24 protein-coding genes, 1 tRNA gene and 2 pseudogenes are annotated in these 26,153 nt (G+C 53.7%); 12 read left to right on the top strand and 15 right to left on the bottom strand.

Annotation, left to right across the window (positions count from 1 at the left end):
• Positions 1–59: 59 nt before the first annotated feature.
• The 3 genes and pseudogenes from FHS72_RS18445 to FHS72_RS18440 all read right to left on the bottom strand — a co-directional run.
• A pseudogene (locus FHS72_RS18445) lies at positions 60–986 on the bottom strand (IS3 family transposase); the annotation flags it as partial.
• A gap of 194 nt (positions 987–1,180) precedes the next feature.
• Entirely contained in the window at positions 1,181–1,333 is a 153-nt protein-coding gene (locus FHS72_RS02890) for a hypothetical protein (protein ID WP_183525232.1), read from the bottom strand.
• 1,123 nt (positions 1,334–2,456) lie between these two features.
• Positions 2,457–2,891 (bottom strand): annotated as a pseudogene (locus FHS72_RS18440) (IS66 family transposase); the annotation flags it as partial.
• 69 nt (positions 2,892–2,960) lie between these two features.
• On the opposite strand from FHS72_RS18440, the gene FHS72_RS02875 reads away from it, so the two are divergent.
• The gene (locus tag FHS72_RS02875) at positions 2,961–3,167 is read left to right on the top strand and encodes a hypothetical protein (RefSeq protein ID WP_183525229.1); all 207 of its coding nucleotides are present in this window, start codon (positions 2,961–2,963) and stop codon (positions 3,165–3,167) included.
• A gap of 393 nt (positions 3,168–3,560) precedes the next feature.
• Positions 3,561–3,848, top strand: coding sequence for a hypothetical protein (locus FHS72_RS02870; RefSeq protein ID WP_183525226.1), 288 nt, complete (start codon positions 3,561–3,563; stop codon positions 3,846–3,848).
• A 150-nt stretch (positions 3,849–3,998) separates the two neighbouring features.
• Here FHS72_RS02870 and FHS72_RS02865 read toward each other — a convergent pair whose 3' ends face one another.
• Both FHS72_RS02865 and FHS72_RS02860 read right to left on the bottom strand, forming a co-directional pair.
• Complete coding sequence (locus FHS72_RS02865; protein WP_183525223.1) at positions 3,999–4,556, bottom strand: hypothetical protein; 558 nt, start codon at positions 4,554–4,556, stop codon at positions 3,999–4,001.
• Entirely contained in the window at positions 4,549–5,919 is a 1,371-nt protein-coding gene (locus FHS72_RS02860) for an AAA family ATPase (RefSeq protein WP_183525220.1), read from the bottom strand. Before FHS72_RS02860 ends, FHS72_RS02865 begins: the two co-directional genes overlap by 8 nt.
• A gap of 788 nt (positions 5,920–6,707) precedes the next feature.
• On the opposite strand from FHS72_RS02860, the gene FHS72_RS02855 reads away from it, so the two are divergent.
• Positions 6,708–6,878: a hypothetical protein gene (locus FHS72_RS02855; RefSeq protein WP_183525217.1), complete on the top strand. Its 171-nt coding sequence runs from the start codon at positions 6,708–6,710 to the stop codon at positions 6,876–6,878.
• A 142-nt stretch (positions 6,879–7,020) separates the two neighbouring features.
• Positions 7,021–7,869: a tyrosine-type recombinase/integrase gene (locus FHS72_RS02850; protein ID WP_183525214.1), complete on the top strand. Its 849-nt coding sequence runs from the start codon at positions 7,021–7,023 to the stop codon at positions 7,867–7,869.
• A 293-nt stretch (positions 7,870–8,162) separates the two neighbouring features.
• Here the strand turns inward: FHS72_RS02850 and FHS72_RS02845 are convergent.
• A tRNA-Cys gene (locus FHS72_RS02845) sits at positions 8,163–8,236 on the bottom strand.
• An 81-nt stretch (positions 8,237–8,317) separates the two neighbouring features.
• On the bottom strand, positions 8,318–11,749 hold the full coding sequence (gene putA / locus FHS72_RS02840) for a bifunctional proline dehydrogenase/L-glutamate gamma-semialdehyde dehydrogenase PutA (RefSeq protein WP_183525211.1): 3,432 nt from the start codon (positions 11,747–11,749) through the stop codon (positions 8,318–8,320).
• A gap of 106 nt (positions 11,750–11,855) precedes the next feature.
• Here putA and FHS72_RS02835 point away from each other — a divergent pair, with 106 nt between their 5' ends.
• A complete protein-coding gene (locus FHS72_RS02835; protein WP_183525208.1) occupies positions 11,856–12,338 on the top strand; it encodes an Lrp/AsnC family transcriptional regulator in 483 nt (160 codons plus the stop codon).
• 2 nt (positions 12,339–12,340) lie between these two features.
• On the opposite strand, the gene FHS72_RS02830 is transcribed toward FHS72_RS02835, so the two are convergent.
• Both FHS72_RS02830 and FHS72_RS02825 read right to left on the bottom strand, forming a co-directional pair.
• Positions 12,341–13,078, bottom strand: coding sequence for an amino acid ABC transporter permease (locus FHS72_RS02830; RefSeq protein WP_183525205.1), 738 nt, complete (start codon positions 13,076–13,078; stop codon positions 12,341–12,343).
• Positions 13,079–13,085: 7 nt separating this feature from the next.
• Positions 13,086–13,835 carry an amino acid ABC transporter ATP-binding protein gene (locus tag FHS72_RS02825; protein WP_221235317.1) on the bottom strand — a complete coding sequence of 250 codons (750 nt, stop codon included), beginning with the start codon at positions 13,833–13,835 and terminating at the stop codon, positions 13,086–13,088.
• A gap of 126 nt (positions 13,836–13,961) precedes the next feature.
• Here FHS72_RS02825 and FHS72_RS02820 point away from each other — a divergent pair, with 126 nt between their 5' ends.
• Complete coding sequence (locus tag FHS72_RS02820) at positions 13,962–14,741, top strand: transporter substrate-binding domain-containing protein (RefSeq protein ID WP_183525202.1); 780 nt, start codon at positions 13,962–13,964, stop codon at positions 14,739–14,741.
• Positions 14,742–14,807: 66 nt separating this feature from the next.
• Complete coding sequence (locus FHS72_RS02815; RefSeq protein WP_183525199.1) at positions 14,808–15,458, top strand: glutathione S-transferase family protein; 651 nt, start codon at positions 14,808–14,810, stop codon at positions 15,456–15,458.
• Here the strand turns inward: FHS72_RS02815 and modC are convergent.
• From modC to FHS72_RS02795, 4 genes are read right to left on the bottom strand one after another with little or no spacing between them, the layout of a single operon-like run.
• The gene (gene modC, locus FHS72_RS02810; protein ID WP_246414427.1) at positions 15,455–16,501 is read right to left on the bottom strand and encodes a molybdenum ABC transporter ATP-binding protein; all 1,047 of its coding nucleotides are present in this window, start codon (positions 16,499–16,501) and stop codon (positions 15,455–15,457) included. The two genes, FHS72_RS02815 and modC, sit on opposite strands and share 4 nt — an antisense overlap.
• A complete protein-coding gene (gene modB, locus FHS72_RS02805) occupies positions 16,498–17,187 on the bottom strand; it encodes a molybdate ABC transporter permease subunit (RefSeq protein WP_183525196.1) in 690 nt (229 codons plus the stop codon). The genes modC and modB overlap by 4 nt, the downstream gene beginning before the upstream one ends.
• Positions 17,188–17,190: 3 nt before the next feature.
• Entirely contained in the window at positions 17,191–17,925 is a 735-nt protein-coding gene (gene modA / locus FHS72_RS02800) for a molybdate ABC transporter substrate-binding protein (protein WP_183525193.1), read from the bottom strand.
• A 37-nt stretch (positions 17,926–17,962) separates the two neighbouring features.
• A complete protein-coding gene (locus FHS72_RS02795; protein ID WP_183525189.1) occupies positions 17,963–19,138 on the bottom strand; it encodes an acetoin utilization protein AcuC in 1,176 nt (391 codons plus the stop codon).
• Positions 19,139–19,171: 33 nt separating this feature from the next.
• Between FHS72_RS02795 and FHS72_RS02790 the strand changes: the two genes are divergently transcribed.
• The 3 genes from FHS72_RS02790 (at position 19,172) to FHS72_RS02780 (ending at position 21,487) form a co-directional block, all read left to right on the top strand.
• Positions 19,172–19,648, top strand: coding sequence for an NUDIX hydrolase (locus FHS72_RS02790; RefSeq protein WP_183525185.1), 477 nt, complete (start codon positions 19,172–19,174; stop codon positions 19,646–19,648).
• A 66-nt stretch (positions 19,649–19,714) separates the two neighbouring features.
• Positions 19,715–20,125, top strand: a complete 411-nt coding sequence (locus FHS72_RS02785; RefSeq protein WP_183525182.1) for a DUF1178 family protein — start codon at positions 19,715–19,717, stop codon at positions 20,123–20,125.
• 123 nt (positions 20,126–20,248) lie between these two features.
• Positions 20,249–21,487: an aspartate kinase gene (locus tag FHS72_RS02780; protein WP_183525179.1), complete on the top strand. Its 1,239-nt coding sequence runs from the start codon at positions 20,249–20,251 to the stop codon at positions 21,485–21,487.
• Between the two features lie 83 nt (positions 21,488–21,570).
• Here the strand turns inward: FHS72_RS02780 and FHS72_RS02775 are convergent, their stop codons facing one another.
• Positions 21,571–21,894: a hypothetical protein gene (locus FHS72_RS02775; protein WP_183525176.1), complete on the bottom strand. Its 324-nt coding sequence runs from the start codon at positions 21,892–21,894 to the stop codon at positions 21,571–21,573.
• A gap of 233 nt (positions 21,895–22,127) precedes the next feature.
• Here FHS72_RS02775 and FHS72_RS02770 point away from each other — a divergent pair, with 233 nt between their 5' ends.
• Positions 22,128–22,922: a helix-turn-helix domain-containing protein gene (locus FHS72_RS02770; protein WP_183525173.1), complete on the top strand. Its 795-nt coding sequence runs from the start codon at positions 22,128–22,130 to the stop codon at positions 22,920–22,922.
• Between the two features lie 193 nt (positions 22,923–23,115).
• Entirely contained in the window at positions 23,116–25,359 is a 2,244-nt protein-coding gene (gene ptsP / locus FHS72_RS02765; RefSeq protein WP_183525170.1) for a phosphoenolpyruvate--protein phosphotransferase, read from the top strand.
• Here ptsP and FHS72_RS02760 read toward each other — a convergent pair.
• On the bottom strand, positions 25,356–26,150 hold the full coding sequence (locus FHS72_RS02760; protein ID WP_183525167.1) for an EcsC family protein: 795 nt from the start codon (positions 26,148–26,150) through the stop codon (positions 25,356–25,358). The genes ptsP and FHS72_RS02760 overlap by 4 nt on opposite strands.
• Positions 26,151–26,153: the final 3 nt, after the last annotated feature.

Genomic DNA, 26,153 nt, shown 5'->3' with positions numbered 1-26,153 from the left:
GACGGCTCGATACGACAATGACCTGATGCCAAATCAGCCAATCATTCCGCGCATAGGACGTTGTCCGACACAATCGTCTTTGGCATGCCACGTTCTGCGGTCACCTTGTCCAGCTCACGTGCAACGCGGTGTCCGGACAGCGATGTATCAGCTACCAGAACCAAGTTCTCACGGCTGAAGTCATCAACGACAGCCAAGATGCGAAACCTGCGACCATCTGTCAGAGCGTCAGACACGAAATCTAAGCTCCAACGTTGGTTCGGCCCATCGGGTAGCACCATTGGCTTCCTTGTGCCCAAAGCACGCTTTCGGCCACCTCTGCGGCGCACCTGAAGCTTCTCTTCGCGGTAGATGCGCCTTACTTTCTTGTGGTTCACCTCAAAGCCCTCCCGCGCAATCATCACATGGATGCGGCGGCAACCAAATCGTCGCCGTTCACGAGACACGCGTTTGATGGCATCCCTTGCCCGGCAGGCGATTGCGAAGCAATCTGCCGAGAGGGGCGCAGTTCGGCATCATCACCACGGCGCGACAGATATCGCACCGTTGACCGATCAATCTGCAGCAAATCACATGCCCGCCGCTGGCTCACTCCATGCGCCTCGCACAGATGGACCACAGCTTTCCGCTTTGCCCATGCGCCCATTGTCCTCGGACCAATGGCGGACAAAGGCCGCATCGTCACCACTTTTTTAAATTGATATCTCGCAGCATGGCATTGTCGAGCATCTGTTCGGCCAGCAACTTCTTCAGCTTACCGTTCTCGTCTTCCAACGCCCGCAACCGCTTCGCATCAGACGGCTCCATGCCGCCGTACTTAGATTTGTACTTGTAGAACGTCGCGGAGCTGATCCCATGACGTCGACATACATCAGCGGTCTTCTCACCAGATTCCTGTTCCTTGATCATCGCCCCTCTCGGCAGATTGCTACGCAATCGCCTGCCGGGCAATGAATGATCTGTTCGTCCGTAAATCGTGCCTTCATTTGTCCGTCCTTTTGTTGGGCGGACTCTACACAAATCTGGAGGAGTTTTAGGGGCTCAGGTCAATCGCTCATCGCTTTTCTTAGGCTGTTGTGATGCAGGATTTAAGCGAACAGCACTTACGTTTTTCTCAACATGTAAAAAATTGGATGTCGTCTCGGGTTTGCCTTGTGCCTTGCCAATACGAAGTGAAGGATTAGCCTTTCATATTTTCTTGGATGGGCACTGCAAGGGTAATGATGCGCAAAGGATCGAGACGGCAGTGAGCACTGGGATTGGACATCAATTCAGAATACACCATCGCCACGAGATGGATGTTGAGATAGCGCTTTTTGGTGCGATGCAGCATGGTCCTCTTTGGGTTTCTATTGAAAAAGAGCACGATCAAAACTCTAGCGAAGATTCAACGGATCAGTAAGGACTCTTCCAAAACGGTCGTTTTTGGCGACCTAAAAAAAAGCGGTCGCTTTGCCTCACCTAAGACCCTACATTCATTGAAAACGAAAAATTATTCTATGCGAGGGAACGATACTTGACACTTATTTTAACACTTATTGTAGGAGCAGTTTTCGCAGGCTGCTGCTTTATGCTCATCGGCCTTGTCGTTGCGGGCACGCTAATGGCGTTCGAGCCTGACGAAAATGCCTCTGGGGGCGTGTTCCTAATCTTCGCGCTCTTTGGCTTATTTTTCGCACTTATCGCATATTGGAGCGGCAGTTGGCTTTTTTTTACAGACAAAGAAACAGAGATCCCGAGACAAAGTCCAAGACAAGAGTTGGCTGATGATTACCTTGGGCCATGGCGATCAAATGCACCGAGTAACATTATACGCACTCTCATTTCGAACAATGTTCGAGGATGTGGCGAATTTCAATACAAGCCCAGTGATAGGAACAGTGGTGAGTATCTCGTCTATTGCACGCCTGACGGGCGGAATTGGGCTGCCTATATCGTGTGGCCGAATATAGACCGCATTAGTGGACCTGCCCGCCCTGATCCCAAAATCAGTCCCCCGCGTTAGTAAAATACTGCACCAGCCCGCAATAATTTTGGAACCGAAAAACAGAAACACAGGCATCACGTTCCATTTCCCACAAAGATATTCTGCAAGAATGTTCCAAAAACCCTCGTTTTTGACACGCCCACAAACCACCCCGATTTATGCTGTCAAAAACCCCCTCCAAAACCCCGGTGGTTGTTGAAGCATTTTGACAGCCACACGGTAGCAGACATCAGAAAATGTGCTTCCTAGGTGGCAGTAACCGCCCCATATTCACGGGTCAGCAAAAAGCCCACAGTGGTCTTTAAGTGAAAGCTCCATCGGCAACCACATCAACTGCTTTTTAGTCTTGGAGATGTTTTTGATAGTCGAATGTCACAACAGTTCTGGTCCGACTGTGGCGGTTGGGTCAGGTTCCCGCGACGTTCAACAGGGTGTGTGGAACGTGACCTGCCCCCCGAGGCTCCCTCGTTCATAACGAGAGTTTGCGGGTCTGGGTTTCATATTCTTCGTCGTCAGTTTGGGCAAGCGCGTCGTGCGCGGAGCCCTCACATTGCTCAAGCGCTCGACGCGCTTCTGCCGGTGTTTGGTTCCCAAGCGATGAGTGCGGCCTGACGTTGTTGTAGTCGTATCGCCAGAGTGCCAGCTTACGACGGGCGTCATCGGCAAGGTAGGCCTGCGGATCAAAGCCGTTCAGCTTGGCGGTTTCGATGATGGCCATGGCGCGTGAGAGAGTTTCTGCGCCTGTGTCTGCCCCTGCAAAGAGCCAGTTTTCCCGTCCTACTCCAATTGGGCGCAGGGCGCGCTCGGCGAGATTGTTGTCTATTGCTACACGCCCGTCGGTCAGGAACAGGCTGAAGGCGTCTCGACGGCTCAGACCATAGCGGAACGCTTTAGCCAAATCACTCTGGTCTCCTTCTCGGAAAACAGGCTAACCCTAAACACCGGACTTTTCAGGGGGAGCAGGTCAATACTTTTGACCCGAAAAACGAGTTCAGGGAATGCCAGGCAAAACACCGCCACGGCAGAACTTGCCCGCGTCGGTCTGGATGATCCGTCCATCATGGCAATCACAGGCCACAAGACCGTGAAAATGGTGCAGCTTTATGCGGGTGGCGAACGTCAGAAAGCCCGCGCAAGGTCCGCCAATAAGGCGCGGGAACAGAACAAAAACAGATCGTGAATGTGTGGCAGCGTGTGTGGCAGGTCCGACCCCGCACAAAACAGCACACCACAAGTTATTGGTTTTATTGGAGGCGAGTACCGGAATCGAACCGGTGTACACGGATTTGCAAGACTAGGCATCCAATTGAAAACAATGAATTTATTTCCTAGACCAAACCAAAATTACGCAAGAACATATCATGAAAGTTTAGACGCACAGGTCCCATTGTGGACCTTGGTCGAGGACGACGACGCGGCGATGCAACATCCCCGAAGCGGACATTAGATGGCTCGATCGAAACGATAATAATTCGCAAATTTGTTCAACTCGACAACTTACGAACCACAAGTTAGCTTCACGGAATGGTTTGGTTCATGGTCAAATCGCTACCAATGAATACAAGGGATTAGGATGAAACTTTTTATGACCGCAGCCATAATGGCACTCTCGACAACTAAGGCTGAAGCGGTTGAAGTGCGACTTCAAGGTGTACAGCATCTGCAGACAATCGCTGTCGTGTATTCTGGGCTTGAGAAAGGCAGCGAATATTTCTTTACTTGCTACGGCTATACAGAAGGAAGCGAAATTATCGCGACTGCAGATGGCTATGCTGAGGGCCCTGTGTACAGCGAGGAATTGTATTTTTACACGGCTGAGTCCGCCCCAAGCATAGTTCGGGTGGAATGCTCTGAAAGCTAGCGGCCCATTGGTGACCGTAGTAAATGCTGCGATGCGGCTTCTCTTATTCTGTTGAAGCCAAGAACAACAAACGTTGCGACGCCCCCAGACGTGGCTAGAGCACTTCATAAGAAAGCATGTATTCGCTAAAGCATTAAATAGAGACCTGCCTCACCGATCTAGCCACCAACATGGAAAGTCGAGCTGATCTAAAAAATGGGATAATGATTCACTATTAATTCTCGCGACCGAAGGACGCATACTCTTTAAAAGCATCAAACCCGTAGTTGTTTCTTTATAGCCACTAGATGCATTCATTGCGTTACGCATAAGGCTTTTGCCGAATTGACCTTCAATATTAGAAGTGCCTGCGGAGAGGCAATCAACAGTTTCAGGCAATCCGCTGTCAGCAAGAATCCAGTTTTCAATGGTTCGATCTGCGACCCCGATCACAAGGTTCTCGACGCTAACTTCATATTTCTCAAGCTCAACTAGCAGCTGTTCAGCCAGCTCCACACAGCTCTCATCGCGTCTTTCACGATCAAAAAAAACAACCCTTGGGTATCTATTTTCAAGTAGCCTTAGCAATGGAGCTAGGTGCTTCGCCATCCCAGCCATTGAAACTTGATCTCCGTTGCACCCGATTCTTCTAACGGGCTGACCTTTGCAAACTTGGGTAATGAACCGCTGTTCCATATGGCCTTCTACAAAAAACGCTGGGTCAGCCATTTTCTAAGGCACCTGCGAGATATAGATAGCCAAGTCCGAATCCTGAACGGTTTATCTCGCTTTTGAGCTCTTCGGGGTTCTGAGGCCTGTTGGGAATCGTTCTACCATTCTCCATACGCACAGTGATCACTTCATCGGGCGCGGCAGCGTTCAACAAGGTTTCAGAATGTGTCGTCATCAAAACAAAGTTATCTTTCTTGGCAAAGCCTCTCGCATTTCGCATCAGGTCCAAAATTTCTTGTTGCATCGCAGGGTGAATAAAGTTCTCGGGCTCTTCAATTGCAAACATCTCCCTATTTGTAAAAATAGCAGTGACCAAAGTAATCCATTTGATTGTACCATCCGACATGAAAGCAAACGGCAAGCTAAGGTCTTTTTTCGTGCCTTTTAGGGTAACGAAAATCTTTAAGTTATTGTCATCATGATCTTTTCGAACTGCGATTTTGATAATCTCATCGTTGACCAGCCGAACGTATTCGTTGATCTTTGAGAGCGTTCCTTTTGCAGCAAGAAACGGTGGCGAACTGTTTCGGTAGATCGCCGGTCGTGGACGCATTTTCACCCGAGGCGCATTAGAGTTTTCGAGCCTATCTAGAGAGTAAAGCGTAGCAGCCAAACCTCCTCCATTTCGCCGTATTCCCGGAGCTGTAGCACTATCCTCATACTTTTTAGCAATAGCCGGCTCGACATTAAGCGCGTTCCCGCTCGCAAAATCACGAACGACATCTCTAGCCTCCGTCATAAGTACACTTGCTATTGTCGGTAGGGGACGATCCCAGTCAATCGACCTATTCAACATGGCTTCGATTGCTCGGGTTTTGTTTGCTTTCGTTAAAGAATCCTGACCAGCAAATCTCCAAGCATTTTCTGGTGCCTTGCGGAAATCGACGCTTTTGATCTTCGTAGTATTTGTTTGGCTTTCTTCATCAAAATCAGACCACAGAACCAGATCCCAAGACTGATCGTTCATCCTTTTTTTATTAGAAGAAATGCTGAACTTTTGCTGTTTAAAAAAGACAAAATCATCGTCATGGGATAGCCCGATTGTAAACTCATACTGATATTGAATATATCGGAGCTCTGATTTCGCGTAAGGAGACTCTGTATAACCTAATATATTTACCCTAATCTCTTTCACAAAACCGCCGTCTTCGGTTTTTCGGAATATCGAACCTGCGCCGCCACAACGGTTGATTGCCTCAGAAAGTTGATTGTCAATCAGACTCGTAAGAAACTCAAAGAACAGAATAATATTGGTTTTTCCTGCGCCGTTGGGACCCACCATAATGTTTAAACCAGGCCGCATATCAAGTTGGAAATCAATCAATGATCTAAATCCGTCAATTTCTATGCGCGAAATCATTCTTTGCTCCCTGGGCCGGCTTCGATAACTTTGAGCCCCGACTGCAAATGGTCAAGCCCCTCCGCGCTTGATACCGAAACAAAATCAAATTCGAAAGCATCAACAGAGCGCTGCTAAGGCATTCAGTGCGGCCTTTTCTCAACCACAGCGAATGTCCGCAATCTGCCCAGCATATCGCAGCAAGCGGACTATTTTAGCACCACAGCAGCACGGAGAGGCGTCTAGAAGAACCAAGGTAGATCTCTGGCACGAGACCACCCCAAAAACACCTTGAACGGCGCTCTGCGACCTCTAACCGCGTAAATTCAGAGCGACCACGACGCTCCCAGTTTAGGACAGTCTGAATTTAGGCCTCAAGACGTTAGACTCATGCCCCCGTAGACATACGAATCGGAGGGGGCTTGAGGCGGGAAACACCCCCCCCCCTTGCCTATGTATACATCTACTGACACGAAATGATAAAACAGACCCAATCCCACGCGTGCCGACAGCCACCAGATAACAAAATGTTTCAGTCATATTTCTCGAAAAATCTTTACTGACACGAACAACTGACACGCCCCCAAAGTCTATACATATTTTTATTATGTTAAATCTGCAGCGCCGCACTTGATATTGGCCCATCGAACAAATCTCTTGCCACTGAATCAAGCTACCCTCTAGATTCAACTGCATAATTGTTTGCATGAAGATAAATTATTCATTCAACCACTGGATGCGCAAACCAATAAATATGCGGAACATAGAACGGTTGCTGCCCATAAACAGTACCCGAAAAGAGAGTAAAAATGTCGTCGACAGTTGAACAAAAAGCGCTGAGCCTGCTCCGAGCCTTCGAAGGTGCGGGAAAATCTGTTCATCGTGTCAGTATAGAAGGTCGCAGGATTGAAATTGAGCTTTCCAAAGAAAACGTCAGAGACGAATTTGAGAGGATAAATATGCACTATGGCAAAACGTGAGCTTCCTAAACACGTCTATAAACAACGCAACGGGCTCTATTTTCAAAGACGCGGTTGGCCTTCTCAGAAATTTCAAAGCGAATTCGGTACTCCTGAGTTCTGGAAAGAATACGCCGATATTCTGAATGGCAAAGAAAAGCCTATGCGGGTGAGTTCTCGCAGCTTTGCTGCTCTCATTGCGAACTATCATAGGTCGCCCCGCTACAAGCGCCTAAAACCGCGTACCGCTCTGGATTACGATAAGTACCTCAAGTTCTTTCTATCGATCATGAGCGACGCAAACCCAGCCAAGATGCAACGTAAAGACGTGATACGGCTTCGCGACGCGAATGCCGAAAAACCCTACTTCGCAAACTACTCGCTCCGCGTCCTGCGTATCCTCATGGAACACGCAGTCGATCTCGGCTGGCGTGAGACGAACCCAGCCAAAGGCGTTCCAGAAATTAAAACCGATAAGGTCGCCCGTGAACCATGGCCGCGCGAGCTGCTCGACGTTTACCGAGCAACTTGCCCTATCGGCTCTCGTGAACGTCTTGTCATGGAGCTGTGTGTCGGAACAGGTCAGCGGATCGGTGATGTTCTCGAAATGCGCTGGTCTGACATTCAGGACGGCGCATTTGTGATCAAACAGAACAAAACCGCCAAAGAGCTGTGGGTCCCTATCCTACCCGAGCTGCAAGTCGCCTTAGACGCCGCCAGCCGCCATTCGGTGTTCATCCTGACCAATGAGCGGGGAACTAACCGCTGGTCCTATCGCGGTGCGTCACAAGCCGTCAGGAACGTGCGCGAAGCGATCAAGGCGCTCGACTACGACATTCACAGTTGGCGATACAATGCAGCCTGTGAACTGCTTGAGGCAGGCTGTAATGATGACCTCATCGCAGCAGTGACCGGACAAAGCCCTGCAATGGTCCAGCACTACACCAAAAAACTGCGCCAACGGATCAGAGCTGTTCAAGCGCAACAGATGAGATCGGAGCAACGTTCATAATGGAAAGTATTATTCCCATCATCGCGGTCATACTGATGCTTTGGTTCGGGCTTTGGTTGTACATACTTGTCCCAGCCCGAATGGCTGAAAGCCGAAACCGCAGCACTGTGGGATGGGTTCTCCTGTCCCTAATTTTTAGCCCAATTCTGGCTATACTATTCCTGTGGGTGTTAGGGCAAAAACCAGCTTAAATGCAGCCCTCTCGAGAACAGAACAAAAACAGAATGTTTAGACATTTGTTTAGACTTTTCACCGCCCGTCTGGGCGAAAGCTGCTAAGTCATTGAAAAGATGTGGAGGCGAGTACCGGAATCGAACCGGTGTACACGGATTTGCAATCCGCTGCATAACCACTCTACCAACTCGCCGTCCTTGCGCTTGATTATGGGGTGCGGACTGGGGCGTCAAGCCATTATCCGCCCGACGCCCCAAACCATTTGTCGCAAAATCTAGACCGATGCGAGTAGTGTCGCGTTGCCACCCGCAGCGGTTGTGTCGATGCAGATGTGTCGTTCCAATTTACACCGATCAGCCAAATCATGCTCTGCAATCAATGGGATAAGCTTGCCGTCACGCGCGGCCAATGCACCGCGATACGCAGACAAGGTCGCGTCATCGGCATAGGACACGACGACATCGACCCCTTCCAACGCAGTCAGAACGTCCGGCGCGACACCGCTTGCGAAAACGGTTGGGGCGCATCCGGCCGACTCTGCGATTTTCGCCTGTTCTGCGGCCGCGACATCGCCTGGGCCGAGGCATAGCACTTTACCGCGTCCGAAAACCGACAACATATTCGATTCGCCCGTGGGTCCAGGCAATGCGGTCGTTGATAGCGAAACGCGGCGATATTTAGTTGCATCGATAGCCGTTTGAACCGCAGTTTGCGTGGCGTCTTGGGTATCAGGGTCCGCCGCAACACTGCGCCCGGGATCAGTGAAACGAGTCACATAATCAGGACCACCAGCCTTTGGTCCAGTACCAGAAAGCCCTTCCCCACCAAAGGGTTGCGACCCAACGACCGCGCCAATCTGGTTCCGGTTCACATAGATATTGCCGACATTCAGCCTGCTCGTCACGTCGGTCACGCGATCATCAATGCGCGTATGAATGCCAAACGTCAGGCCAAAACCAGTTGCGTTAATGTCTGCAATGACTTGATCCAATTCGTCCGATTCAAAGCGCACGACATGCAAAACGGGACCGAAAACCTCTTCTTTGAGCTCCGAAATACTATCAATCGCGATCACACACGGCGGCACAAAATGACCCTCAGCGGGGAACGGCACATGTTTCAGAACGCGCCCTGCCTGCCCGTAAGGGTTAACATGCGCCTCGATCCCGTTCTTTGCCGTTTGGTTAATAAGCGGGCCAAGATCGGTGCGAATATCCCACGGATCGCCGATGACCTGCTCGTCCATAACACCAAAGAGCATTTCCAAGAACAAGTCCGCGACGTCGTCCTGCACATAGAGAACGCGCAGTGCTGAACACCGTTGCCCTGCTGATTGGAATGCCGATGCAACAATGTCACGGATCGCCTGTTCCGGCAGCGCTGTGCTGTCCACGATCATCGCATTTAGGCCGCCAGTTTCCGCAATCAGTGGCGCGGTTGGGGCCATATGCTCTGCCATATTACGGTTAATGGCTTGGGCTGTGCGCGTTGATCCGGTGAAGCAAACACCGTTCACTTTATCGGACTGCGTTAACCATGCGCCGACATCGCGCCCTTCGCCCGTGATCAATTGCAACGCGGAAACAGGCACGCCCGCTTCATGCAGCAATTGCGCCGCAAAAACGCCGGTCAGCGTTGTCGCCTCAGCCGGCTTCGCCAAAACGCCATTTCCAGCCGCCAAAGCCGCCGAAACCTGCCCCGTGAAAATCGCCAGCGGGAAGTTCCAAGGTGAAATACAGGTGAAAATCCCGCGTGCAGGATTAGTCAATTCAGTCGCACGCGCCGCATAATAGCGCAGAAAATCGACGGCCTCGCGCAACTCTGCAATCGCATCCATGTGAGTTTTGCCAGCTTCGCGGGCCAGCAACGCGAAAAAGGTGCCGAAATACTGCTCGTACAGATCGGCTGCTTTGTTCAAAACTTCTGCCCGCTCGACAGGAGTCGCGTCCCATTTCTGAGCGTTTTCAATAGCCGTTTTAACCGTTTCTTCAGAACTGTACTGTACCAATCCAACCAAATCAGACGGTTTGGCAGGGTTCTGGACCGCCACAACTTCACCGTCCGAACTTTCGGCTACCACAAGGGGACCAACACGCCACATCGTTTTTGAAAACTCGGACCGCGCCTTATCAATCGCGTCAAGGTCGTCCCGATCGCGTATATCCCAACCTTTGGAATTTAATCGCTCTGGCGTAAACAAGTCGGACGGCGCACGCACAGTGGTGAAATCAGGCTTAACAGCGGCAAACGGGTCGGCCGCGACAACGCGCGGCGGCACATCCTTGTCGACGATTTGGTTCACAAACGAACTGTTCGCGCCATTCTCAAGCAACCGCCGCACGAGATAGGCCAGCAAATCTTTGTGCGCGCCAACTGGTGCGTAAATCCGGCATCGTGCGTTTTTCTGCTTAAGAACAACGTCATACAACGCCACGCCCATTCCATGAAGCCGTTGGAATTCATAACTTTTAGGGTCAGCGCCGACTTCAAAAATCGCTGCAATCGAGTGTGCGTTGTGCGTCGCGAATTGCGGATAAATCCGGTCGCTGAGGCCGAGCAGTTGTTTTGCGCAGCAAATATAGGACACGTCGGTCGCCGATTTTTGAGAGAATACAGGAAAGCCATCCAGCCCTTCGACCTGAGCGTTCTTAATTTCAGTGTCCCAATAGGCACCTTTCACCAGCCGCACCATGATTTTGCGGTCAAGTTGCGTTGCCAATCCGTGCAACCAATCGATGACGCCGGACGCACGTTTACCATAAGCCTGCACAACGACGCCAAATCCATCCCAGCCTTGCAAGCTTTCGTCGGCCAAAACAGCAGCAATCACGTCGAGCGATAAATCAAGCCTGGCTGCCTCTTCCGCGTCAATGTTCAGCCCCATGCCAGCGTCGCGGGCCATCTTGGTGAGCTTTAGAATTCGTTCGGTTAACTCTCGCATCACGCGATCCTGCTGACCGACCTCGTAACGCGGGTGCAACGCAGATAGTTTGATCGAAATACCTGGGTTTTCGCGGATATCGTCCGACTTACATTCGCCCGCTAACGCGTTGATCGCGTTTGCATATGCATCAAAATACGCAATCGCGTCCTTGGCGGTTAGCGCAGCCTCGCCCAACATATCATATGAATAAGTGTAACCCTGCTTTTCGCGTTTACGACCACGCTCTAATGCACGTTCAATCGTCTCGCCCAACACAAATTGCGCGCCCATTTCTTTCATCGCACGGGACGCCGCGACGCGGATCACAGGTTCGCCCAAACGTTTGACTGCGGACCGCAAAACCGACGCCATGCCGGTGCCGTCTTTTAAAACTTTACCCGTTAACATTAACGCCCAGGTCGACGCATTCACCAGCGATGAACTGGATTTCCCGAGGTGTTCACCCCATGCGGACGGCGCGATTTTATCTTCGATCAAGGCGTCAATCGTGTCCGCGTCGGGCACCCGCAACAGGGCCTCGGCCAAGCACATCAGCGCGATGCCTTCGTTCGTGGACAGACCATATTCAGCTAAAAATATCTCCATCAGGCCGGGTTTGCTGTCATTGCGGATCGCGTTGACAAGGTTAATCCCGTAGTCCACCGCATTACTGCGGAATTCTTCTGAAAAATCAGCACGTTGCTGTAGTTCAGCAAGCACCTCATCTTCATTACGAAGGTGATCTTTACGAATTTTTAGGCGGATGGGCGTTAGATTTTCCATGTCGATAACCTTATCAAGAGTAGACAAGCGGTAGCATAACGGCGAAAGTCATTCAGCCTGAAATGGGTGTTATTCATTGCGAAACAAACCAAAAAAGGGGCAGGAAATGGGCGAAGCCTCTGATCAAGCCAATGCGTCCGGCGAACTTGACCGTTTTGACCGCGCAATTATACGGATTCTGCGCGTTGATGGGCGAATCTCTGTCACCGCATTGGCGGACAAAGTCGGGTTAACCAAGACCCCCTGCCAAGTACGACTGAAACGCCTGCAAAACAAAGGCTACATCACCGGTTTTAGGGCCGTCGTGAATCCTGCGAAATTGGGACGTAGCAATGTCGCGTTCATCGAAATCAAGCTTAACGACACCACTGAAAAGGCCCTTCGCGCCTTTGATGAAGCTGCCCGCACAATGCCCGAGATCGAAATGTGCCACATGATCGCGGGTGCGTTCGACTATTTACTCAAAGTGCGCACCGCCGACATTCATGAATATCGGCGGGTTCTGGGCGAGAAAATATCGTCTTTGCCCCATGTTTCGAACACCTCCACCCATGTCTCAATACAATCCGTGGTTGATGAGGCGTTTTAGGGTCAGATCTCTGACGCCTGCAAACGACGTTCAACCCAACGCACACCAGCGGACACAATCAAAATAAGCACAAGGTATTCGAGAACAAGAACCGTGTAGATTTCCAGCGGTCGGTATTCTGAAACGATCAGCTCGTTGGCTTTGCGCGTCAATTCTTGCATCCCGATCACGGACACCAGAGACGACATTTTCATCATATAAACCAATTGATTACCGAGCGCGGGCAGTATCCGCCTAATCGCTTGCGGCAAAATCACAAAGCGCATCGTGTCGCGGTAGCTAAGCGAAATTGACTGCGACGCCTCGTATTGCCCCTTTGCAACCGACTGGATGCCCGCCCGAAAAATCTCAGCCTGAAAGGCACTATCGGAAAGCGCCAAGGCGAAAACGCCCGCCCAAAACACGTTTAACGTGATTCCCGTTAATGTCGGCAGTCCGTAGTATACCCACAGGATCAAGACCAAGATCGGCACGGCGCGCACGATTTCGACGTAGGTGCGGTTGAACCTGCGCCAGCCTTTTTTCGGCGACAACCCCGGCAATGCGACCAGCAACCCAACGACCACCGATATCGAGATTGCCGTGACCGACAACAGGATCGTGTAGTACATGCCGTTCAGCATGAATTTGAGGTTTATCAATCCTTTAGGCGTGGTTGGGTCGACCACGTACCAGCCCCAATTGCCGGAACAGCCAGCCAGCAACATCAATGCGGCGCAGATCGTTAATCTTTTCATCATCACGCCTTTAGTGGTTCAAAATTTGCTGAAGGAAGGTGCCAAAGCGTTTGGATTTCGGCGCGGTGAACACGTCTTCTGGTGCGCCGGTTTCGACGATTTCGCCCTTATCCATGAATACCATCGTGTCCGCGACCCGTCGGGCAAATCCCATTTCATGGGTCACGACGATCATCGTCATGCCCGACGCAGCCAATTCTGTCATCACTTCCAACACTTCCGCGATCATTTCAGGGTCAAGCGCGGACGTCGGTTCGTCGAACAACAAAATCCGCGGCTCCATACATAATGACCGTGCAATTGCTACGCGTTGCTGCTGCCCACCGGACAATTGACGTGGAAATTTGTCTGCCTGATCAGGGATTTGGACGCGTTCCAGATATTTCATCGCACGCGACTTTGCATCCGCGTCTGACAGACCCAGCACACGCCGCGGACCAAGCGTCAGGTTATCAATCACGGTCAAATGCGGAAACAAATTGAATTGCTGAAAAACCATCCCAACATTGCCGCGAATTTTATCAAGGTTTTTGGGGTTATCGGTTAACACCGTCCCATCCACAATAATTTCGCCAGATTCATGCGCCTCTAGACGGTTAATACAACGGATTAACGTCGATTTCCCCGACCCCGACGGGCCGCAAATCACCACACGCTCACCGAGCCTTACATCAAGGTTAACGTCTCGCAAGGCTTGGAAATCGCCAAAGAATTTCGACACGTTCCGCATTGAGATAATCGGCGTTTGGGGGTCGCTCATTCGGTGTCCTTGATCTGATCACGCAGCAGTGACCGTGAGTGGAGCAAGATCAAAGCGTCACCTCTTTGCATTGCCGTTTGTGTAAGGCAAACTAGGTATCAACGTTCAAACGAAAAGGGAAACCCCATGAAATTCTTTAAAATTGTTGCCGCGACTGCCGTTTTGGCAGCCAGCACCGTGTCGGCAACAGCCCAATCTGCGTTGAACGATATCCTCAGCGAAGGCGTGCTCAAAGTCGGCACGACTGGCGACTGGAACCCGATGACGATGAAAGACGTCGCCACAAATTCGTACACAGGCTACGACATTGACGTGATGACCGAACTTGCCGCCGATTTGGGCGTCGAGGTTGAATTTGTCGCGACCGACTGGAAAACTTTGGTCAGCGGCGTGACGTCCGGACAGTACCACATCACCGGATCGGCCTCGGTTTCGCCATCGCGCGCCAAGGCTGCGGGTTATTCCGACACCTATTTCTCGCTGACGACCGTGCCTTTGACGTTAACCGAAAACGCTGAACGCTTTACATCGTGGGAAGACCTGAACATGGCTGACGTATCCGTCGCGGCCACGCTCGGCACGACACAAGAAACCCAGATCAAAGAATTCTTTCCCGACGCCGAGCACCGCATCGTCGAAGCGCCTGCGCGTGACTTCCAAGAAGTACTCGTCGGTCGCGCTGATGCCAGCATCACATCGAACGTCGAGGCCAACAAACTAGTCGCGCAATACGACCAATTGATGATCGTCCCAGTTGACGCAGGCCGTGCGCCCACGCCCATCGCGATGTTGATGCGCCAAGACGATCAGGTTTGGATTAACTACGTCAACACATGGATTACCCTGAAGCAAGAACAGGGATTTTTCGATGAACTGGGCGTGAAATGGCAGCTTTTGGCTGAATAAATTATACTTTTCGAACCTAAGGCTGGATATTTGGACATATCCAGCCTTAGTCATGAGGGCTTGAAAATGCTGACGATCTACGCTGTTCCCGTCTCGGTTTATAATGCAAAACTGCGGATTTTGATGCGTCACAAGGGCGTGGCATTTACCGAACTGCCACCTCCGGGCGGCTACGGATCGGCGGAGTATAAGGCACTGATCCCATCAGGAAACCTGCCCGCAATGATCCACGGCGATCTGGTTTTAGCCGACTCTGAAGCCATCGCTGAATACATTGAAGAGGCGTTTCCAGACGTTCCAATGCTACCTGAAACCGTGCAACTTCGCGCTAAAGCGCGCGAAAAAAGCCGGATGCACGACACGCGACTAGAGCCCGCCGTGCGTGCGATTTACCCACAGGTCGCCTACGGAACCCGCAACATCGACGCTGTGAACGCGGGCGGCGCGGCGATTTCCAAACACCTCGCCTCGCTTGCCGTGCTGCTATCCAGCGACCCATTGGACCGCGACACGCTCTGGATGTGCGACTGCGGATTTGCGGTGACGTTCGCATGGATCAGAGCCTTTGAGACCGCGATCGATTTGCCGATCACATGGCCCGACGCGGTGCTGGCCTATGACGCCCGCTTGCGCGGTTATGCCGAGGTCGCAAAAGAGTTAATCGCGTATAAACCTGCGATGGACGCCTATCTCGAAAAAGCCAAAGCGCCTGCTTAAACTGGCCCCACGGCGGTCGCTTTGAAGATCGCAAAGACGTTTTGCCCCGCTTCAAATCCTAACTTCCTGACCGACAACGGCGTCAGTTCCGCCCAAATCGGCAGTTCTTTCGCCTGTAAAATCACTGCCAAATTTCCGTTCGGTAGCGATTTGATGTCGTCGATGACCGCCTCGATCATGTTTAACGCGGACTGACCTTGCAGCGCTGTTTTCGATAGCATCACATCTTGCGCAGGTATCAGCAGCCGCAACCCAACGCCGACGCGCCCCACCTGCCCGGGCAATAAAATGGGCCCAGCGCCAGAGGCCAAAACGGTGATACCTTCGTCGATGTCGTGCCGTTCGACGACGCATTCGATCAACGCGCCCGCGTCCCGCTTTGCAAAGTATTTCGCCGCGATCGGATCGGCCAGAACGTCGATCACAGGCCCCTTGTGCGCGACCTTGCCATTGTCGATCAGCACCAATTGGTCGGCTAATTGCGTGACCTCGGCCATGGCGTGGGTGACGTAAATGACAGGTAAATTTCGCGTCGCCGCGATCTCTGCGATAAAGGGCAACACCTCTGATTTGCGCGGACCATCGAGCGCGGCAAGCGGTTCATCCATCAACAACAGTTTGGGGTTCGACATCAACGCGCGCCCCAGTGCGACACGTTGTTTTTCACCACCTGACAAGCCCGCTGGCCTGCGGGCCAGCAGCTCGCCCAACCCCAGCACATCGACGATCTGGTCAAAGTCGTGGTTTCCACCATAGGTCAGGTTCTGCCGCACGGTGTAATGCGGAAAAAGGCGTGCATCTTGAAACACATAGCCCATCAGACGGTGATGTGGCGGCACGTTTTGTCGCCCGTCAAACAGCACTTTATCGCCCAGTTTTATCTGCCCACTGTCGGGCCTAAACAGCCCTGCAATCGCATTAGTCACTGTCGTTTTTCCCGCACCAGACGGGCCAAACAAGACGGTCACGCCAGCAGGCACATCCATCTGAATGTCCAAATCCAACTCGCCGATCCGCGCTTGAATATCGACCTGCAGCATCATGCCGCCAGCCTTTTTGTCATCCGTGTCGCCAGCCACTCGGACACGATTAACGCGCCCATCGCCAGCACCACCGACACCGCGACCAACCACACGACAGCCCCCTCTTGGCCTGGAACTTGAAGCAGCCCGTAGATCGCTGATGGGATCGTTTGGGTCTGCCCTGGAATGGCTGCGACAAAGGTAATCGTTGCGCCGAATTCGCCCAGCGCCTTGGCAAAACCTAACACCGTTCCCGCCAAAATGCCGGGTGCAATCAACGGCAATGTCACCGTTAAAAAGACGCGGCGCGGCGATGCGCCCAAGGTCGCAGCGGCAGCTTCAATCCCGCTATCGACTGCCTCGAATCCCAACCGGATTGCCCGTACCATCAGCGGAAATGCCATGATCCCTGCCGCCAACGCAGCCCCAGTCCAGTTGAACGCTAAAGTCACGCCAAACAGTTTGTACAGCACGCCACCAACGGGCCCGTTGCGGCCAAACACGATTAACAACAGGTAGCCCGTCACCACAGGCGGCAAAACCAGCGGCAAATGCACTAACCCGTTTACAATGCGGTGCCCCCAAAACTGACGCCGCGCAAGCAACCATGCGACGGCCACAGCCAGCGGCAATGCGATCATCGTTGCTGTAGCCGCAATCCGTAAAGAAAGCGTTACAATCCCCCAAAATGCCGGATCAAACTGCATACATTAGCACCGTTGACGATCGGTGCAGAAACCCGCGTCAGACAACGCTTTCTGCGCCGCCTCGGTCCCTAGAAATGCTATAAACTTTGCGGCCTTTGGATGTGTCGCCTGCGCCGTGACACCTGCGAAATACGCGATCTCTGGATGGCTATCGCGGGGAAACCGCGCGACGATTTCCAACTCTGGTACAATCAGCGCATCACTTTGATAAACAACGCCAATCGGGACCTCGCCACGTGCGACAAGATTCAACGCCGCCCGCACATTATCCACTTCGACAACGCGTGGTGCTACCGTTTCCCACAGGCCCAGCGCCTCTAACGCCACTTTCCCGTAGATCCCCGCAGGCACGCTGTTCGTAAAGCCCATCGCGATCCGCCCGCCGCCCAGCGCCGTGGTTAATCCATCAGGCGTTAACGCGACTTCATCGGCGTCCGGTTGTCCGACAATCACCAACGCATTGCCCACAAACGGGACCGCCGTTGCGACCCATTCGTCTGCCACGAGCACGTCCATCCAGGCTGCATTCGCCAGCAAAACAACGTCCGCAGGGGCGCCTTGTGACACCTGCCGCGCCAATGTGCCGCTGCCGCCATAAGACACCACCACGTCGCCAAAATCCGCTGCAATCGCGTCCAGCGGCCCTTTGAGGCTGGCAGCCGCGAAGACAACCAGATCGTCAGCCAAGGCTTTGATCGGCATCACGCAGCACAAAAGGCAGAGGAACATCAAACGCATAGAAACCTTATCCGGATTGTAATCCAACCTGACAAGCCTAGATCCATCGCTTCAACCTCTCTTGCAACGTCAACACACGGACGCGAACCTCGTCGGGGATAGCACCGTGGCGTGGATCGTCGGCCAAGGTCGTTAACCAATGTTCGGGCGGCTGTTTGACCCGCTTTTGGCCTTCCCATGTCAGCCCGCGCAACACATCCTGCGCCGCTTCGGGCAGGACTTCGGGCACGTCGAAGCCATTCAGCACAGCCCAGACACCAGCCCAGCAGCGTCCGACAGACCACGGATTATAGCCCCCACCGCCTAGTACCAGATAACGCGGGGCCATGGTTTTCAACATTGCGACAAAGGTCCAATGTGCCTGATTTGACCACGCCATCCGCGATTGCGGGTCTTCGAGAACGGCATCGGCGCCGCATTGCAACACAATCGCATCGGGCTGGAACGCATCAACCACCGGAAGGATCACCGCATCGCGCACAAGTGCGGCCACGTCATCTCCGACACCCGCAGGCAACGGGATATTCCACACTTGCCCCGCACCCACATCCGTCACAGCCCCCGTGCGTGGCCAGCGATTTTCCTCATGCGTCGAAATCAGCAGCGTATCAGGATCATCCGCAAAGGCATGTTCCACCCCGTCGGGATGATGCGCGTCAATGTCGATATACGCGACCTTTCGCGCGCCGTTCCGGCGCAGCGACTGGATCGCGAACACCGGATCATTCAAATAACAAAACCCGTTCGCGCGGTCCGGCATCCCGTGATGGGTGCCACCCGCAGGCGAATAGATGATGCCGCCACGTGCGAGCATTTCCCCTGCCAATAAGGACGCACCAGCGCCCGTCGCAGGCCTGCGAAACATCTCGGTATAGACAGGGTTTGATGGTGTTCCCAATGCGTGGCGTTGCTTGATCGGGTCCGTCACGCTTTGGCTCGCCTCAGCCGCGACGAGTGCGGCGAGATAAGCGGGTGTGTGAAATGCGGTCAATGCAGACGGCTTTGCACGCGGGCTTTGCACGAACTGCTCACGCGGCAACCACCCCAGCGCGCGGGTCAGATCCAGCACGGTGGACACACGCGGCACACGTAACGGATGATGCGCCCCGTAACTGGACCCGCGATAAATCTCGTGGCCAATCAACTTGGGCAATGGCGGGACGGGCTGAAACGGGCTTGCGTGTTGTGCCCGCGCATGTGACGTAACTGACATAGCCTATACCTAATCCGCGATACGCAAAGCGCCATGCCCAAAGCGATAAAACCAAAACAACTTCCGCTGAGGCTGAACCGCGTTGGGAAAACTGACGTCAGGACGCAATTTGCGGCCCTGTGTTATCGGGTTCGCAAAAACAAGGTCGAGGTCTGCATTGTCACCACACGGCGGACCAAACGCTGGATTCTGCCCAAAGGGTGGCCCATGCACAAACAAACGCCCGCACAGGCTGCCGCCACCGAAGCATGGGAAGAAGCAGGGTTAACAGGCAAAGCCTACGACCGCTGCCTTGGCGTCTACACCTATCAAAAAACGATCGGAACCGAGGTGCTACCGGTGATCACGCTGGTCTATCCCGTCAAAATCACCGCTGTGCACAGCGACTGGCCCGAAGCCCACCAACGTCGCCGCAAATGGGTCAGCCTGTCAAAAGCCGCGTCAAAGGTTAAAGAACCGGAACTCAAACGGATTATCGCCAGCTTTACGCCCGCGATGGTGAAACGTTAGGGCCTTGCGATCCGGGCACCGATCCCTATTTTTAAAACAGCACCCGCTTTGAAAGCCTAAAACCCCATGATCCGCTTTGATCTGACCTGCGCCAATGATCACACCTTCGACAGCTGGTTCCGGTCAGGGACGGACTGCGACACATTGCTCAAATCGCATATGGTCAACTGCACGGTCTGCGGCGACAGCGATATCCGCAAAGCACTGATGGCACCCAAAGTTGCCACATCCGATGCAATCACCGCACCCCGCTTGCGCGACGAAGACACCGATATCGCGAAGCTCAAGAAACACGTGGAAAGCAACGCCACTGACGTCGGCACCGATTTTTCGACCGAAGCACGGGCCATGCATTTGGGCGATGCACCCGAACGCGCGATCTACGGTCAAGCGACGATGGCAGACACCAAACAGCTGCTCGCGGACGGCATTCCCGTTCTACCCCTGCCCTTTATGCCGACCAAAAAAACCAACTAAGCGTTCAACCCCAAATTTTCGCGAAAATTTTCCCGATTTTTCTGGAAAAATCGTCGCCCGCTTGCCCCCCTGCTGCCAGCAGTCTAAGGAAGCGTGAAATTTCGGTGGGGCAAAGGAAATGCGATGCCAACGCTAGTGATGAAATTCGGCGGTACATCCGTCGCAAACCTCGACCGCATTGCGCGGGCCTCTAAACGTGTCGCCGTCGAAGTAGCCAAGGGCTACGACGTCATCGTCATCGTGTCTGCGATGTCCGGCAAGACCAATGAATTGGTCGGCTGGGTGGATGAGACGTCACCGCTTTATGATGCCCGCGAATATGATGCAATTGTCTCGTCTGGCGAAAACGTCACGGCGGGCCTGATGGCATTGCGATTGCAGGAAATGGAAATTCCAGCCCGCAGCTGGCAAGGCTGGCAGGTGCCGCTGAAAACCAACTCAGCCCATTCGTCCGCACGAATCGAAGAAATCCCAACCGACAACATCACCGCCAAATTCGCCGAAGGCATGAAGGTCGCGGTTGTTGCAGGCTTCCAAGGGATCAGCCCCGAAGGCCGGATTACCACGCTAGGTCGCGGCGGGTCCGACACCACGGCTGTGGCTTTTGCCGCCGCTTTTGATGCGGAACGTTGCGATATTTATACTGACGTGGACGGGGTTTACACCACCGACCCACGCATCACGGACAAGGCCCGCAAGCTCGACAAAATCGCGTTTGAGGAAATGCTGGAACTGGCGTCGCTTGGCGCAAAAGTCCTGCAAACACGGTCGGTCGAACTGGCCATGCGGTACAAAGTGCGCCTGCGCGTGCTATCATCATTCGAAGAACCATCGGACGACGCCGGAACGCTCGTCTGCGATGAGGAGGAAATCATGGAACAGAACGCAGTAGCAGGTGTGGCCTACAGCCGTGACGAAGCAAAAATGACGCTGATCTCTGTGGCTGACCGCCCGGGCATCGCCGCCGCGATCTTTGGCCCATTGGCCGAGGCCGGCGTGAACGTCGATATGATCGTTCAGAACATTTCCGAGGAAGGTCGCACCGACATGACCTTCTCTTGCCCGACCGATCAGGTTGTGCGTGCGGAAAAGGCAATGGCAGACGCCATGGAAGCCGGCCACATCAACTACCACGACCTTGTCACAGATAACGGCGTGGCCAAAGTGTCGGTTGTTGGCATCGGGATGCGGTCCCACGCGGGTGTTGCGGCGAAAATGTTCGCATCACTGCAAGCCGAAGGCATCAACATCAAGGTGATCACAACCTCCGAGATTAAAATCTCGGTCCTGATCGACCGCAAATACATGGAACTTGCCGTGCAGGCGCTTCATGATGCGTTCGAGCTGGAAAAAACGGCCTGATCTTTACGGCCATTTACCAATAAATTGACGGGGCCTTTCCAACGGCCCCGTCTTCTCCAAATCTCGTCAGCCCCCCCTCGCGGCTATTTCCGCTCTGGTATGTATGATCTCGGGCGATGAGCCACGTCGCGGGCATCCCGTTTTGCGATCTCAGTCGCGAACGCTTCAAGGTGGCAAGACAAATGCATAAGCTTCACCACACGCGCCTCGCTTTCGGTCCCGGCCAGATCGTAGGCAATGTCTTCCATCCGGGCAGCACATTCATATAATTCCGCGACAGCATCCGGCGTCCGCCGCGCCACTTGAGGGCCCGCATTCCCTGCCGGAACCAACCGCCTAAGACCTGCCCAAAGCCGCCCCAAAAAGCGGCGGCTCACAGCTTTGCTTCCAATATCCAACACAGTCATACACCCCACCTTCCTAGGCCCCGAACATGCGGCCAGCTTTCTTTTGTAACATTGAGGAACCCGAGGTTATTCTACCCGCAAGTGCATCCATTAACATGTCCTAACACGCGCCCAGCGGTGCGAAAAACGAACATGCCGTCCTATCCGTAGGACCAAAAGCGCTGCTTTTCAGCGTCGCAAAAAAGGCTTATTGTAACGATGGTTGGTAAGTTTGGTTATGTCGGGAGGTACAGATGGCGGTGGAGCCAACATCGCAAGACATCCGGAATACCTTTGGTAAAAATCTACGCCAATTGCTGGTCACACAGCCGTCAATCAATCACGTGTGTGATGCGCTTGGTATTCATCGGTCACAGTTTCAACGGTTTCTATCCGGCACCTCGTTTCCGAGGCCTGATATGTTGGTCCGTATTTGCAATTATTTCGGCGTGAGCACGGATATCTACACGACGCCACTGCTTCAGCAGACCGCAGCCCACCCCTTGCCCTCCGGCCACACCTTAATTCCGCCCTCAAAAGACATCCTACCTGACGGCATCTACCTAGAGTGGAGCACATGGCAATATCCGACGCAATGCTACATGCTGCACCTCGTTCAATTCAAACGCGACGGGCGGACATGTCGCCTACGGGTTTTTACGCGACCACCAGAATTTTACGATGACACAACCACAGACCGGATCACGGTGCGTCACCCCAGCTTGATTAAAGAATGCTCGGGTTTCGCCTTTGCACAAGCCGCGGGGTTTTCAACGATTGACGGCCTATCCGGCGGTCACGTCATCGCATTCACCACCTACTTACCCGGCTTCTACGGTGATCAAAATTTCCTGCTCGGCTACAAGCTGACAGGCACAAATTACCGGCGCGGTAAATTGCACTGCCACCTTCCCTGCGTGCTTCAGAAAATTCCACAGACCACAAAAGACATCCTAAAGTGGGCACGCAAACCGCAAATCATGTCTGAATCTGACACGCCCGAAAACATCCTGCGTGCATTTGCATTGATCCGTGGAAATAACAGCTAGCCCCCGCCGCCCCGCAACCTGCGATCCAAACTTCGCTGAAAAGACATGCGCCGCGCTCAAAATACACGCCTAAGACTTACCCGAAATCAGATATCCCCCTAAGGGTGAGTTTTTGCGCAGGCGGCGGCTTTAGCCCTCCCATTTCCGTGCAATACCACATATAGCGGTCACAATACCCAAAGGGGGGAACGACATGCCGCACCGGTTTGAATCCGAAAGCAGAAAGCTGCTTGGCAAGCTGCGGAAAACGATGGCTGGACAAAGTGCTGGTCAGGAACGGCTTGACGAGATCGTTAAGTTGATCGCGTCATCAATGCGTGTCGAAGTATGTTCGATCTATCTTTTCCGCGACGCTGATACGCTCGAACTCTGTGCGACCGAAGGGCTTGATGCTGCGGCCGTCCACGAAACGCGTATGCGTTTGGGCGAAGGTCTTGTCGGACGCACCGCCCGTTCGCGCCGCGTGATTAACACCGCCGATGCCCCCTCTGAACGTGGTTTCCGCTACATGCCAGAAACCGGCGAGGAACGGTTTTCGTCATTCTGCGGCGTGCCTGTGCAGCGCGTCGGTGACATTCTCGGCGTGCTCGTCGTGCAGTCGAAAGAAGCACGCCTGTTCACCACCGACGAAGTTTACGCGCTCGAAGTCGTCGCCATGGTGCTGGCCGAAATGACCGAGCTTGGGGCGTTCATCGGTGAAGGTGCAGCCCTCGCCGCCCCGCACCAACGCTCTAGCTTGATCAAAGGCACGATCGCGCAAGAAGGGGCCGCCGAAGGCCGCGTTTACCTTCATGAACCCCGCGTCGTTGTCACAAACCCGATCTCCGACGATCCCGTCGCGGAACTCGCACGCCTTCGCGAAGCGATTGAAACGCTACGCAGCTCTGTCGACGATATGCTCTCTGGCAATCGGTCACTGAACGGCGAGCAAAAACAAATTCTCGAAGCCTACCGCATGTTCGCCAACTCGCGCAGTTGGAAAAAACGGATGGAAGACGACGTTGAAAACGGGCTTTCTGCCGAGGCTGCCGTCGAAAAAGAACAATCGCTCGCAAAGGCCCGCCTGAGCCATGCAGGCGACGCGTACATGCGCGAACGCCTGAACGATCTCGACGATTTGTCGAACAGATTGCTGCGCATTTTAACGGGCCAAGGCACGGAAACCGGCGCCGACATGCCCGACAATCCGATCCTTGTCGCCAAAAATATCGGCCCCGGTGAATTGCTGGACTACGGCAAGAAACTGCGCGGCATCGTTCTCGAAGAAGGATCAGTCGGATCGCACGCCACAATCGTTGCGCGGGCCTGGGCTATCCCGCTTGTGATCAACGCGAAAGGCGTGGTTATTCAAGCACTAAACGGCGACAACATGTTGGTCGACGGCGACCAAGGCATCGTGCACTTGCGCCCCGACGAAACCGTCAAAGGCGCATTCCGCGAGAAAATCGCGATGCAAGCACGGGCGCAAGAACGCTACGCCTCGATCCGTGATCTGCCCGCCGAAACCAAATGCGGGTCCGTGATCCGGCTCGATATGAACGCAGGTTTGATGGCCGATTTGCCGTCGCTGGCAGGGTCCGGTGCCGAAGGCGTCGGCCTGTTCCGCACCGAATTGCAGTTCTTGGTGCGCAACAAAATGCCGCGCCGCGGCGAGCTGTCATCGCTTTATTCGACTGTCATGAACGCCGCCGCAGGCAAGCGCGTTGCTTTTCGGACGCTGGATATCGGGTCGGACAAGGTGCTGACCTACATGAAACCCAACGACGAACCCAACCCCGCGATGGGCTGGCGTGCGATCCGCGTGGGGCTCGATAAACCGGGCGTTTTGCGGATGCAGCTACAGGCCTTGATCCGCGCGGCCAACGGTCGGCCATTAACCGTCATGTTCCCGTTCATCACCTTGTACGAAGAATTCAAAGCCGCCAAAGCCGAGATGAACAAGGCGTTGGCCCGCGAAAAACGGCTCGGTCATCCGGTCCCGTCGTCATTCGAAGTCGGTGCGATGATGGAAACCCCGTCGCTGGCCTACGCGCCCGATGCGTTTTTCGAAGAGGTCGATTTCATTTCCATCGGCGGCAACGATCTAAAGCAGTTTTTCTTTGCCGCTGACCGTGAAAACGAACGTGTGCGCAAACGGTACGACACGCTGTCGCCCAGCTTTTTGTCCTTCCTTCAGATGGTCATCGCGCGTTGCGAAAAAACCGGCACAAAGCTGTCGTTCTGCGGCGAAGATGCGGGTCGTCCCGTCGAGGCGCTGTGCTTTGCCGCGCTCGGGCTGCGGTCGCTTTCGATGCGCCCCGCATCTGTCGGACCAGTCAAACACATCCTGCGGCGCGTGGACCTAGGCGAAGTGCGCAAAATCATCGACGCCTCAATTGCGGATGGCGACACATCCGTGCGTCGCCCCGTTGCGGACTGGCTCGCCTATCAGGTTTAAGTATTTGGTTTCGCCGCTTTTACTGGCGTAGCATCGGTCAATGAATAGCCGTGAAACGCATCTAATACGGCATCTTCACCATGTTCGCGCATCAATTTTCGCAGGCCAAAATGCACATGTGCCATGCTGATATAATAGTTCACAAATGCATAATTTGTGCCAGCTCCAGCAATCGCGCCCAGCACAGGAACCGATTGCGACGCCAATTTTTGAGACATGACCGTCGCAAATCGTGGCGCAATTTTGCTAATCAAAGTGTTCAATGCCGGCCCTGTCAGGCTCAACCGCGCGCCGATAAAGGACGTATTCACGCCGTCATCTTCGTCCCCCGGCCCACCTGATCCGAAGACGGCAAGGCACTGCATCCGCGTTTCTTCGGATTGCGGGTCTTCGCCGTATTCTTCGGCCACCGCTTGTACCGAACGAAAGATGATCGTCGTAGCAAATGGCAACTCGGTTAATGCGGTGCCGACGCCCGCAATCCCGCCTATTGCCCCCGACACGGTGCCCAAAATTCGGTGCAATCGATCCGTGCCAACAGCGCGACCAAACCGCCCGGTCCGCGTTTTCGCCGCGACGTTAAAACTCTTTTCAAGCGCAATCCGCGCGACGCTATCAATCTGACTGCGGACACCTTTCGGAAGCACGCTCATCCCGCTTTCGACCTGACCACCGACGTAGTTGATCGCCTTCATCAACAGGCCGTTCGCCGCAGCTTGGCGCACAGCCAAAGCCTTGATCTGCGTTAACGTTTTGTCGTCCAACGCAACAGATTTGGATTGATCAGACATAAA

This window comes from Yoonia ponticola (genome assembly GCF_014199395.1).
Lineage (GTDB): Bacteria > Pseudomonadota > Alphaproteobacteria > Rhodobacterales > Rhodobacteraceae > Yoonia > Yoonia ponticola.
Note: the sequence above shows the minus strand (reverse complement) of the source record. Positions and strands in the feature narration are given on the sequence as shown.

Coding starts and splice junctions, on each gene's coding strand:
- FHS72_RS02890 (WP_183525232.1), bottom strand. CDS start 1,333: ATGCTGCATCGCACCAAAAAGCGCTATCTCAACATCCATCTCGTGGCG.
- FHS72_RS02870 (WP_183525226.1), top strand. CDS start 3,561: ATGAAACTTTTTATGACCGCAGCCATAATGGCACTCTCGACAACTAAG.
- FHS72_RS02865 (WP_183525223.1), bottom strand. CDS start 4,556: ATGGCTGACCCAGCGTTTTTTGTAGAAGGCCATATGGAACAGCGGTTC.
- FHS72_RS02860 (WP_183525220.1), bottom strand. CDS start 5,919: ATGATTTCGCGCATAGAAATTGACGGATTTAGATCATTGATTGATTTC.
- FHS72_RS02855 (WP_183525217.1), top strand. CDS start 6,708: ATGTCGTCGACAGTTGAACAAAAAGCGCTGAGCCTGCTCCGAGCCTTC.
- FHS72_RS02850 (WP_183525214.1), top strand. CDS start 7,021: ATGCGGGTGAGTTCTCGCAGCTTTGCTGCTCTCATTGCGAACTATCAT.
- putA (WP_183525211.1), bottom strand. CDS start 11,749: ATGGAAAATCTAACGCCCATCCGCCTAAAAATTCGTAAAGATCACCTT.
- FHS72_RS02835 (WP_183525208.1), top strand. CDS start 11,856: ATGGGCGAAGCCTCTGATCAAGCCAATGCGTCCGGCGAACTTGACCGT.
- FHS72_RS02830 (WP_183525205.1), bottom strand. CDS start 13,078: ATGATGAAAAGATTAACGATCTGCGCCGCATTGATGTTGCTGGCTGGC.
- FHS72_RS02825 (WP_221235317.1), bottom strand. CDS start 13,835: ATGAGCGACCCCCAAACGCCGATTATCTCAATGCGGAACGTGTCGAAA.
- FHS72_RS02820 (WP_183525202.1), top strand. CDS start 13,962: ATGAAATTCTTTAAAATTGTTGCCGCGACTGCCGTTTTGGCAGCCAGC.
- FHS72_RS02815 (WP_183525199.1), top strand. CDS start 14,808: ATGCTGACGATCTACGCTGTTCCCGTCTCGGTTTATAATGCAAAACTG.
- modC (WP_246414427.1), bottom strand. CDS start 16,501: ATGATGCTGCAGGTCGATATTCAAGCGCGGATCGGCGAGTTGGATTTG.
- modB (WP_183525196.1), bottom strand. CDS start 17,187: ATGCAGTTTGATCCGGCATTTTGGGGGATTGTAACGCTTTCTTTACGG.
- modA (WP_183525193.1), bottom strand. CDS start 17,925: ATGCGTTTGATGTTCCTCTGCCTTTTGTGCTGCGTGATGCCGATCAAA.
- FHS72_RS02795 (WP_183525189.1), bottom strand. CDS start 19,138: ATGTCAGTTACGTCACATGCGCGGGCACAACACGCAAGCCCGTTTCAG.
- FHS72_RS02790 (WP_183525185.1), top strand. CDS start 19,172: ATGCCCAAAGCGATAAAACCAAAACAACTTCCGCTGAGGCTGAACCGC.
- FHS72_RS02785 (WP_183525182.1), top strand. CDS start 19,715: ATGATCCGCTTTGATCTGACCTGCGCCAATGATCACACCTTCGACAGC.
- FHS72_RS02780 (WP_183525179.1), top strand. CDS start 20,249: ATGCCAACGCTAGTGATGAAATTCGGCGGTACATCCGTCGCAAACCTC.
- FHS72_RS02775 (WP_183525176.1), bottom strand. CDS start 21,894: ATGACTGTGTTGGATATTGGAAGCAAAGCTGTGAGCCGCCGCTTTTTG.
- FHS72_RS02770 (WP_183525173.1), top strand. CDS start 22,128: ATGGCGGTGGAGCCAACATCGCAAGACATCCGGAATACCTTTGGTAAA.
- ptsP (WP_183525170.1), top strand. CDS start 23,116: ATGCCGCACCGGTTTGAATCCGAAAGCAGAAAGCTGCTTGGCAAGCTG.
- FHS72_RS02760 (WP_183525167.1), bottom strand. CDS start 26,150: ATGTCTGATCAATCCAAATCTGTTGCGTTGGACGACAAAACGTTAACG.